This is a genomic window from Sphingomonas sp. (assembly GCF_035317925.1).
Classification (GTDB): Bacteria; Pseudomonadota; Alphaproteobacteria; order Sphingomonadales; family Sphingomonadaceae; genus Sphingomonas_I.
In genome coordinates this window covers 1-9965 of record NZ_DATHFV010000085.1, presented here as the reverse complement: position 1 = coordinate 9965, position 9965 = coordinate 1, and the positions used below count along the sequence as shown (strand labels likewise).

Annotated in this window: 12 protein-coding genes and 1 pseudogene; 6 read left to right on the top strand and 7 right to left on the bottom strand. The window is 64.2% G+C overall.

All coding sequences use genetic code 11. The annotated features are described in order from the left end of the window. Window positions 1-1267: AAA family ATPase (locus VK533_RS06570; protein WP_324376065.1), on the bottom strand; the 1267-nt coding region annotated here is incomplete at its 3' end. A 116-nt stretch (window positions 1268-1383) separates the two neighbouring features. Further along, on the bottom strand, window positions 1384-1581 hold the full coding sequence (locus VK533_RS06565) for a DUF1192 domain-containing protein (protein WP_324376064.1): 198 nt from the start codon (window positions 1579-1581) through the stop codon (window positions 1384-1386). A 162-nt stretch (window positions 1582-1743) separates the two neighbouring features. Between VK533_RS06565 and VK533_RS06560 the strand changes: the two genes are divergently transcribed. Then, complete coding sequence (locus VK533_RS06560) at window positions 1744-2742, top strand: NAD(P)H-quinone oxidoreductase (protein WP_324376063.1); 999 nt, start codon at window positions 1744-1746, stop codon at window positions 2740-2742. A gap of 214 nt (window positions 2743-2956) precedes the next feature. Beyond that, complete coding sequence (locus tag VK533_RS06555; protein WP_324376062.1) at window positions 2957-4894, top strand: CocE/NonD family hydrolase; 1938 nt, start codon at window positions 2957-2959, stop codon at window positions 4892-4894. Here the strand turns inward: VK533_RS06555 and VK533_RS06550 are convergent. Together VK533_RS06550 and VK533_RS17245 are read right to left on the bottom strand one after the other, a co-directional pair. After that, on the bottom strand, window positions 4889-5074 hold the full coding sequence (locus VK533_RS06550; RefSeq protein WP_324376061.1) for a hypothetical protein: 186 nt from the start codon (window positions 5072-5074) through the stop codon (window positions 4889-4891). The genes VK533_RS06555 and VK533_RS06550 overlap by 6 nt on opposite strands. Window positions 5075-5230: 156 nt before the next feature. Next, window positions 5231-5332, bottom strand: a pseudogene (locus VK533_RS17245) (PEPxxWA-CTERM sorting domain-containing protein); the annotation flags it as partial. Between the two features lie 813 nt (window positions 5333-6145). On the opposite strand from VK533_RS17245, the gene VK533_RS06540 reads away from it, so the two are divergent. Further along, on the top strand, window positions 6146-6613 hold the full coding sequence (locus VK533_RS06540; protein ID WP_324376059.1) for a cupin domain-containing protein: 468 nt from the start codon (window positions 6146-6148) through the stop codon (window positions 6611-6613). Between the two features lie 98 nt (window positions 6614-6711). After that, window positions 6712-7953, top strand: a complete 1242-nt coding sequence (locus tag VK533_RS06535; RefSeq protein ID WP_324376058.1) for a cyclopropane-fatty-acyl-phospholipid synthase family protein — start codon at window positions 6712-6714, stop codon at window positions 7951-7953. 54 nt (window positions 7954-8007) lie between these two features. Here VK533_RS06535 and VK533_RS06530 read toward each other — a convergent pair whose 3' ends face one another. Together VK533_RS06530 and VK533_RS06525 are read right to left on the bottom strand one after the other, a co-directional pair. Continuing rightward, window positions 8008-8253: a hypothetical protein gene (locus VK533_RS06530; protein ID WP_324376057.1), complete on the bottom strand. Its 246-nt coding sequence runs from the start codon at window positions 8251-8253 to the stop codon at window positions 8008-8010. A gap of 189 nt (window positions 8254-8442) precedes the next feature. Continuing rightward, on the bottom strand, window positions 8443-8709 hold the full coding sequence (locus VK533_RS06525) for a hypothetical protein (RefSeq protein ID WP_324376056.1): 267 nt from the start codon (window positions 8707-8709) through the stop codon (window positions 8443-8445). A 186-nt stretch (window positions 8710-8895) separates the two neighbouring features. On the opposite strand from VK533_RS06525, the gene VK533_RS06520 reads away from it, so the two are divergent. Continuing rightward, window positions 8896-9459 carry a PEPxxWA-CTERM sorting domain-containing protein gene (locus VK533_RS06520; RefSeq protein WP_324376055.1) on the top strand — a complete coding sequence of 188 codons (564 nt, stop codon included), beginning with the start codon at window positions 8896-8898 and terminating at the stop codon, window positions 9457-9459. On the opposite strand, the gene VK533_RS06515 is transcribed toward VK533_RS06520, so the two are convergent. Further along, the gene (locus VK533_RS06515; RefSeq protein WP_324376054.1) at window positions 9460-9825 is read right to left on the bottom strand and encodes a hypothetical protein; all 366 of its coding nucleotides are present in this window, start codon (window positions 9823-9825) and stop codon (window positions 9460-9462) included. 64 nt (window positions 9826-9889) lie between these two features. Here VK533_RS06515 and VK533_RS17240 point away from each other — a divergent pair. Continuing rightward, the coding region (locus tag VK533_RS17240) for a hypothetical protein (RefSeq protein WP_414712285.1) at window positions 9890-9965 on the top strand (76 nt) is incomplete at its 3' end.

Sequence of the window (9965 nt, the reverse complement as noted above, 5' to 3'; positions counted from 1 at the left end):
CCGGCGGCACCAGCATCTGCATCGCGCCGACCTCGTCGATCACGTCGATCGCCTTGTCCGGCAATTTGCGGTCGTTGATGTAGCGCGCCGACAGCTCGACCGCCGATTTGATCGCCTCGGTCGTGTACTTGACCTTGTGATGCTCCTCGAACGCCGAGCGCAGCCCGGTGATGATCTTGATCGTGTCCTCGACCGTCGGCTCGTTCACGTCGATCTTCTGGAAGCGCCGGAGCAAAGCCCGGTCCTTCTCGAAATGATTGCGGAACTCCTTGTAGGTGGTCGATCCGATGCAGCGGATCAGGCCGCCCGACAGAGCCGGCTTCAAGAGGTTGGACGCATCCATCGCGCCGCCGCTGGTCGCGCCGGCACCGATCACGGTGTGGATCTCGTCGATGAAGAGCACCGCGTGCGGCAGTTTCTCGAGCTCGTTGACGACCTGCTTCAGCCGCTCCTCGAAATCGCCGCGATAGCGGGTGCCCGCCAGCAACGCGCCCATGTCGAGCGAGTAGATGACGGCGGGCAACAGCACTTCGGGCACGTCGCCCTCGACGATCTTGCGCGCGAGGCCTTCGGCGATGGCGGTCTTGCCGACGCCGGGATCGCCCACATAAAGCGGGTTGTTCTTCGAACGGCGGCACAGGATCTGCACGGTGCGGTCGACTTCGGGCCCACGGCCGATCAGCGGATCGACCCGGCCTTCACGCGCCTTGGCGTTCAGATCGACGCAGAATTGCTTGAGCGCGCTCTCGCTCTTCTTGCCGCCGCCTTCGGACTTCTGCTGCTTGTCCTCGTCGACACCCTTGGGCTCGCGGCTCTCGGGCGGCTGGCCGGCCTTGCCGACGCCGTGGCTGATATAGCTGACCGCATCGAGCCGGCTCATATCCTGCTGCTGCAGGAAATAGACCGCATAGCTTTCGCGCTCGCTGAACAGGGCGACGAGCACGTTGGCGCCGGTCACTTCCTCGCGGCCCGACGACTGGACGTGCAGGATCGCGCGCTGGACGACGCGCTGGAAACCGCTGGTTGGGCTGGGATCGTTGCCGCTCTCGGTCTTGAGCGCATCGAGCTCGGTATCGAGGTAGGTCGCGACCGCTTCCTTGAGCTCGTCGATATCCACGCCGCACGCCGCCATCACCTTCGACGCATGCTCATCATCGACAAGCGCGAGCAGCAGATGCTCGAGCGTCGCATATTCGTGATGGCGCGACGACGCGGCGGTCAGCGCATTGTGGAGAGTCTGTTCGAGCTCGCGGGCAAAACTGGGCATGTAAATTTACTCCCGCAGGGGCGGCGATAATGCCACCCTGCTTGCACCAATGTCGGAACGCGCCAGCCTCCGATCAAGGTCCCCTGGTCCGGGGCGATCGAAGGCAAGCCCATTCGTCATCGTTTGAATAAGCCGTCAGCGTTTGCGCGATGGTTAACGGCGCGGTCGATTCTGGCGCGGGCGCGGGAAATTTCCGCCTCCAGCGTTTCGATGCGCGCATTGAGCTCGTCGACAGAGAGCGGATCGAGATCCTGCTTGGTGAGCGCCACGAGCGGGTCGCCGGGCGTCTTCGGAAGGAAGTCTTCCAGGTCCATGGGACAGATCGTTGACCACTGGCCCGAGTCTGTCAATGAAGCGCGCGTGATCTTGATATTCTTCCGTCATGCCGGACTTGTTCCGGCATCCACCGTGCCGCACGCGCTACGCCACGCCGCTGAGTGGACGCCGGAACGAGTCCGGCGTGACGGTGAGGGGCTATGACAGACCTCCCCACCACTATGATCGCGATCGACCCCGCCGAGCCGGGCGGCCCGGAGGTGCTCGTCCCGGTCGAACGGCCCGTGCCCACGCCGGGCCCGGGCGAATTGCTGATCAAGGTCGCCGCCGCGGGCGTGAACCGGCCCGACGTGATGCAGCGCCTGGGCCAATATCCGCCGCCCAAGGGCGCGCCTTCGATCCTCGGGCTGGAACTGGCTGGCGACGTCGTCGGGCTGGCCGACGGCGCCGACCAGCGCCTGCTCGGCCGGCCGGTCATGGCGCTGGTCGCGGGCGGTGCCTATGCCGAATATGCGGTCGCCCCCGCCGGCCAGTGCATGGCGGTGCCGCTTTGCCTGTCGATGGTCGAGGCCGCCGCGCTCCCCGAAACGCTCTTCACCGTCTGGTCGAACCTGTTCGAGCGCGGCCGCGCGTCACCCGGCGAGACCATCCTCGTCCACGGCGGCACCAGCGGCATCGGCACGATCGCGATCATGCTCGGCAAGGCGTTCGGCCTCACCATGATCGTAACCGCCGGCAGCCCGCACAAATGCGCCCGCGCGCTCGAGATCGGCGCGGATCATGCGATCGACTACAAGGCCCAGGATTTCGTCGCCGAGGTAAAGAAGCTCGCGCCCGACGGCGTCAACGTCGTGCTCGACATGGTCGGCGGCGATTATCTCGCGCGCAATCTCGAATGCCTCGCCAATGAAGGCCGCCACCTCTCGCTCGCCGCCCAGCGCGGCGGCACGCCCGAGCTGCCGATCTGGCTGATGATGCGCAAGCGGCTGACGCTGACTGGCTCGACGCTCCGCGCCCGCGACGTTTCGTTCAAGACCGAGGTCCGCGACGCGCTTATCCGGGCGGTCTGGCCTCTGCTCGCCGACGGGCGGTTGAAGCCGGTGATCGATTCCACCTTCCCCCTCGCCCGCGCCGCCGACGCGCATCGGCGACTGGACGAACCGGACCATGTCGGGAAAACCGTGTTGACGGTCGGTTAGACTACCTCCGTCACCCCGGACTTGTTCCGGGGTCCACTTGGCGGCTGGGTCTGCACATCATGTGCGAACGATGGCGCTTGCGGCGCGGTGGACCCCGGAACAAGTCCGGGGTGACGGTCTGGAGTGGGCAGCCCTACGCCCACCCAAACGAACGGCTTTCTTTCCGCCCCGTATCAGTCCTAAACCGCCCAATCTTCTTCTGAACGGAACCCCCATGACCAAGACGATCGCGCTGCTGTTGCTGGCTTCCTCCACCCTCGCCCACGCGCAAGCGCCCGAGCCGCTCTTCCCCGCCAGCGGCACCGATCGTCCCGAAAAATATGTCGAGCCCACCGACAGCTACGATTACGTCAAGCGCATTGTCGAGATTCCGATGCGCGACGGGGTCAAGCTCCACACCGTGATCGTCGAGCACAAGGGCGCGAAGAACGCGCCGATCGTGCTCAACCGCACGCCCTATGACGCCGACAGCCACGCCACCCGCAACAAGAGCGGCAATATGAAGGCGATCCTGCTGCAGAGCTACGACGCCTTCGCCGACGCGGGCTATATCATCGTGTTCCAGGACATTCGCGGCCAGCACAATTCGGAAGGCGGCTACGTCATGAACCGCCCGCCCGCGGGCACCCCGCTCAACCCGACCAAGGTCGATAACAGCACCGACGCCTACGACACGATCGACTGGCTGGTGAAGAATTTGCCCGAGAGCAACGGCCGCGTCGGCATGATCGGATCGTCCTACGAAGGCTATACCGTCGTGATGGCACTCTTGAACCCGCACCCCGCGCTCAAGGTCGCGGCGCCGGAAAGCCCGATGGTCGACGGCTGGATGGGCGACGACTGGTTCCACTACGGCGCCTTCCGCCAGGCGAGCTTCGGCTATTATGTCGGGCAGGAGATGGCGAAGAAGGCGACCGGATCGCTGATCACCTCCAACGCCGACGACTATGACGCTTACCTCAAGGCCGGGTCGGCCGGCGATTTCGCCAAGCTGCACGGGATCGATCAGTTCGGCATGTGGCGCCGCACCGCGATGCACCCGGCCTACGACAATTTCTGGTCGGATCAGGCGACCGACAAGCTCGTCGTCGCCAACCCCTCGAACGTCCCCACCATGTGGCTGCAGGGCCTGTGGGACCAGGAAGATATGTGGGGCGCGATCCACAGCTTCGAGGAGCTCAAGGCCGCCGGCCATCTCGCCAACAATTATCTGGTGATGGGCCCGTGGCGGCACAGCCAGATCAATTACGAGGGCTATAATCTCGGCGCGCTCAAATGGGCGGGCAACACCACCGTCGATTTCCGCCGCGACGTGATCGTGCCCTTCTTCAACCAGTATCTGAAGGACGGCGCGCCCAAATTCGATATGCCGCGCGTCCAGATCTACAATACCGGCGAGAACCATTGGGATCATTTCGCCGACTGGCCGCTCGCCTGCGTCAAGGGCTGCGCCAAGCCGCTCACGCCGATCTATCTGACCTCCAGTTTCGCGCTCAGCTTCGACAAGCCGAAGGATGCCAAGGCGGGCGATAGCTACGTCTCCGATCCGCGCGCGCCGGTGCCGTTCGTGCCGCGCCCGGTCGATTTCGAAAATCGCGATCAATGGGGCCCGTGGCTGGTGAGCGACCAGCGCCACGCCAATGCCCGCCCCGACGTGATGAGCTATGAAACCGGCGTGCTCGATCATCCCGTGCGGATCAGCGGCGCGGCGGTCGCCGATCTGTTCGCATCGACCACCGGCACCGATGGCGATTTCGTGGTCAAGCTGATCGACGTCTATCCCGACGAGATGACGCACGACATGGACAAGGACATGGGCGGCTATCAGCTCGCCGTGGCGATGGACATCTTCCGCGGCCGCTATCGCGACAGCTTCGAACATCCGAGCGCGCTGCCCGCCAACAAGACGGTCGAGATCAAGTTCGCTTTGCCCCAGGCCAACCACGTCTTCCAGCCGGGCCACCGCATCATGGTCCAGGTCCAGTCGAGCTGGTTCCCGCTCTACGACCGCAACCCGCAGACCTTCGTACCCAACATCTTCTTCGCCAAGCCGGGCGATTACCAGAAGGCGACGATCACCTTGTCGCGCTCCGCGAGCCAACCGAGTGCGGTTTGGTTGCCGTTAGTGGATGTAGCGCAGGGTGGCTCATAATCGGGAATAATCGGCTGCGATCTCCAGTCTTGTGAGCGGCGCCCGATTGCCGGGCGCGCTCTTACGACTGGAGGTCAAATGCGCTCGCTTGTTCTCGTTCGTCTGCCCGCGCTTGCAGCGCTGCTGCTTGTTGCCAATGCGCTCGCGGGCTGCGCGACTGTGCCGCGTGATCAGCGCCATGCGGAAGATCCGTCATCGGTTTCCGACACGTTATATGGGCCCGGCTAAGACTCATCGCTCAATTCCGGCAATTCCGGGGACACCAATTCCGGGGACACAATACCTAATTCGCTGCCCAGCCATGGCCGGAGCGCCTCGACCCCGATCAGGTCGCAATCAGTCGAAGCTGACCCTGGCCGGCTTGCGCCGCATCGTGGCACCGATCATGCCGAAGCCGCCGAGCATCATCGCCCAGCTCGCCGCTTCGGGAACGCCGGAGGATGCCTGATCGACCAGAGACCAGGTTCCGCCGTTGCCAACATCAAGGGGCGCTCCATAATATGGCCCGGTCGCCCAGGTGCCGCCCGCGTAAGTCTGGAGATACATCATCGAATTACTGGATGTGCTGACAGACCCGCCGATAAAAACGGCGTACACCCCGGACGTGTCATTCAGAGAGCCGTAGAAACCCGCCAAAGAATTTATGGTGTAGGAATCGATCAGACTGGACTTGTCGTAGGTGAAGCTGACGAAGTTCGATCCGTTCAGTTCGGACCCCAGGACATAGTTCGTCACGGCCAGCGTCGCTGTGCCTTGTCCCGCACAATCCCAGCAGTCGCCCACGAACTTGAACGTGTAATCGCCCGCCGTCTGCGCATGAGCCGGCTGCATCATGGTGGCCGCAAGGATGACGGCCGCGGCCATTGGCTTCATGCGCATTGGATTTTCCCCACGATCGTCCCGCGCCCCGTGCGGGTATCTGCGCGCATGGATAGCATCGACGCCGCGGCGCGAGCAATCATTCCTCGTCCGTTACGAACGGGCCGAACCCTTGGGCGGAGCTAACGCCGCTCCGTCATTCCCACGAAAGCGGGAATCCCGCTCCTCATTGGTTCACGCTGCCTTGTTCCACTTCGTCACCCCGGACTTGTTCCGGGGTCCACTCAGCGGCGAGGCGCCTGCCTCCCGGTGGATGCCGGAACAAGTCCGGCATGACGGAGAAAGAACAAGCGGGATTCCCGCCTTCGCGGGAATGACGGTTGATGCTGGCCGAAACTGCTCTAGCCTCCCGCAAAACGACAGGAGGCTGGGATGCGGATATTCGGACTGATGGCGGCATGTGCCCTGGCGACCTCCGCCTCCGCGCAAACCGATCCTACCGCCTTCGCGAAATCCGCCGAGGTGAAGGCGATGGTCGCCAGCATGGCGCACGACATCAAGCCGACCGAGGAGATGCTCTACCGCCCGCTCCTCGCCCAGGCGCCCTACACCGTCGCGATCGAATATTGGGTCAAGCCCAAGCAGGCGGCGTCGCATCTCAAGGAAGCCGAATTCGTCACCGTGCTCGAAGGATCGGGCACCCTCGTCTCGGGCGGCACGCTCAAGAACGCGCATCACTGGTATGACGAAACCGACGGCGGCGAGATCGTCGGCGGCACCACCCGCGCGCTCAAGCCGGGCGACACCTTTTTCGTCCCCGAAGGCACGCCGCACTGGTTCGGCATCGACGGCGGCAAACTGGTGATGCTGACGATGCATGTCCCCCGGCCGGCGCATTAGGGCATTCGCTTCTAGCATTAGGAGTTTACGCGAAACCCGTTTCGCTTGGCCGCTCACTAAGGCAGGCTGCCGGCGCGGGCCAAGGGATCGGAGCCGCCTTGTTCCTGTTCGACCGCCTCTTCCGCCAGCTCGTCCGCAAGGGCGTCCTCACCGTGGTCGACGCGGACGGCCGCAAGCGTACCTATGGTGCGCCCTCGTCCGACATCGCGCCGGTGACGATCCGCTTCACCGATCACGCGACTCCGCGCCGGATCGCGCGCAACCCGGCCAAAGGCATGGGCGAGGCCTATATGGACGGTCGGCTGGTCGTCGCTGAGGGCGACATCCGTGACTTCGCCGATCTGATCGGCCATAATCTGCAATGGGATACCGACGATAGCGCGCGTACCCGGATGTGGCGGCCCGAGCGGCTACTGGCCGCGCTCGACACGTGGAATTGGGAGCGGCGCTCGAAGCGCAATGTCGCGCATCATTACGATCTGTCGGCGACGCTCTACGATCTCTTCCTCGACGCCGACCGCCAATATAGCTGCGCTTATTTCGACGATCCCTTTGTGCCGCTCGATCGGGCGCAGGAAGACAAGAAGGCGCATATCGCCGCCAAGCTTCTGCTCCGGCCCGGCCAGCGCGTGCTCGATATCGGCTGCGGCTGGGGTGGGATGGCGCTCTATCTCAACCGCGTCGCGGACGTCGATGTGCTCGGCATCACCTTGTCCGAGGAGCAATTGAAGATCGCGCGCGAACGCGCCGCCGCCGCGGGCGTGAGCGATCGGGTGACATTCGAGCTGTGCGATTATCGCCAGGTCGAAGGCAGGTTCGACCGGATCGTCTCGGTCGGCATGTTCGAACATGTCGGCCCGCCGCACTACCGCGCCTTCTTCGACAAATGCCGCAGCCTGCTGAATGACGACGGCGTGATGCTGCTCCACACGATCGGCCGCGCCGACGGGCCGGGCGCGACCGACGCGTGGCTCGCCAAATATATCTTCCCCGGCGGTTATGTCCCCGCGCTCAGCCAGATCATGCCCGCGATCGAACGCTCACGGCTGTGGCTGACCGATCTCGAGGCCCTACGCCTCCATTACGCTTATACGACCAGCCTCTGGTACGACCGCGTCACCGCCGCGCGCGAGCAGATCGTCGCGCTCTATGACGCACGCTTCTTCCTTATGTGGCAATTCTATCTGGCGGGCGCGGTCAGCGCCTTCCGCCATGACGGCCACCTCGTCTTCCAGCTGCAACTGACGCGGCGGCGCGACGGGGTGCCGATCACACGGTCCTATATCGACCGCGAGGAACAGAGGCTGCGGGCACTGGCCGGAGCCGGACACTCAGCCTGATTGCCCGGCCAACCGTCCGCCCCCGGACAGGGGAGCGGACGGCGCCGGGATCGATCACTTGGAGGCCATCTTCTCTTCGCTGGGATCCTGGATGGTCAGGCCGTTCTTGGCCCACTCCTTCTTGGTGCGGCAATCCTTCACAGGCAGGATGTTGCCAGTAACCATCTGAGAAACACAGTATTTGTCGTGCTTGGCGTCATAGGTGACGGTCGGCTTTTCGCTGCCGCTCTGCGACGCGGCGAAGGCCGGAGCAGTCGCGCCAAGGGCGACCGCGGCGATCAGGATGGCGGACATTTTCATCACAAGGCTCCTCCCAACGGGGATTGCGGACCGGCCCAGTGCCGGCCCCGTCAGAAGCTTTGCAGATGCCGTGCCAAACCGGCCCGCCTCGTGCCCGCGGACCGAATACGCAAGAACGAGCAAGGACGATTGCGAACAGGTGGCGAAATCCACCACAAGCTGTTATAGCTTGCTAATACACCCGGTCGCTCAGACCTCGACGTCGTCCGGTTCGAGCACGATGAATTCGGGCACCCTGAACCGCGCGGTCTTGCGCAGCGCCGCGTCGGTCAGCGGCTCGATATGCGTCATGACATAAGCCAGCCGCTCGCGATCGGATTTCGCCTCAGGGACGAGCCTGGCGAGCGCCGCGTCGGACACGACCACCATCTGGCCCATATCCACTTCATCGACGGTGAAGGCGATACCGCCGGCGATCGTGCGCGGCTCGGCCACGAGATGCGAAAAGACTGTCATGGGCGGGAGATGTTGTTGCGACACCGTTATTTCCAGCGGCTCCGCAGCCACGCGGACTCAGTCGGGCGCGCCCCGGGCACGGATGGGCGAGACGGCGGTCGTTGCGGGGTCGCAACGTCATCGTGACTCCTAATGTAGATTAGCTTATACCGGCTTCGAGTTTAGGGCGTTCCGGGGGGAATCCGTGTGAAACTTGGCAAGATGCTGATCGCGGGCGCGTCGCTGGCCGCCTTCGCATCGCCGGCAATGGCGATGACGTTCTACTGGTCGTTCGACGATAGTGCGCATGGCCAGCCGGACCAGTTCGTGACGGGTACGATCAGCGGCCTGAGCGAAGGCGTGAACAACGCTTGGAACCTAACAGTCACCATCGACTCCGCGCCCGGCAACGAAATGCTGGGGCCGTTCTCTTACGTTGATGCCATCGGAACCCTCACCGTGACCGACGGCCAGATCACCGATGCGGCCGCCTCCTTCGGTACCGACAACGACCAAACCGACATTACCTTGGCCACGGCGGGCCACAGCCCGTATCGTCCCGAATTCCTGAGCTTCAGCCGGCCGTCCTTCGACGATTTCATTCTCCATTGGGACTATCTTTCCACCGGCGAGACCCAATTCTCGCGCGTGGAAGATCAAACGCCGACACCGGCGCCCGAGCCCGCCATTTGGGCGATGATGGTCGGCGGGTTCGGCCTTACGGGTGCGGCGATGCGCCGCCGCCGGAGCGTCGCGGTCCGCTTCGGCTGATCAGCGCAGCTTGCACTTCCGGGCGGTGGCGACGCCGCGCAGGAAGCCGCGCCGCGCGAAGGCGGCCTTGATGTCGGCATTGAGCCGCCGCTCTTCGGGCGCCGCACCGCTGATCTCCCGCACCAGCCCGCGGAACGGGATGATCGTGTTGACGATCGTCTTGCCGCCTGCCGCCGCGAGCTTGCCCGCCTTGTTCTCGTGCACCGTCACGCCGCCCGCATAATCGGGGCCGAGCACATCGTTGAGCTCGAAGATCGCCTTGTTGAGCTGGGCGCAGGTGCGCAGACCACTGAGCGAATAAGGCGCGGCGGCGGCCTGCTGGATCGGCACCGGGATCTCGATCTTCCGCGCGCCGACATCGCGCACCGGCTGGGTCGCGATCCGAGGGCCCTATAAGAGCTTCGAGCGCGGGTCGGACGACGGCTTTTGGGTGCGGCACCATTTCTGCGGGCAATGCGGCGTCACCATCTTCTACGAGATCGAGCGGCGCCCGGGGATGATCTCGA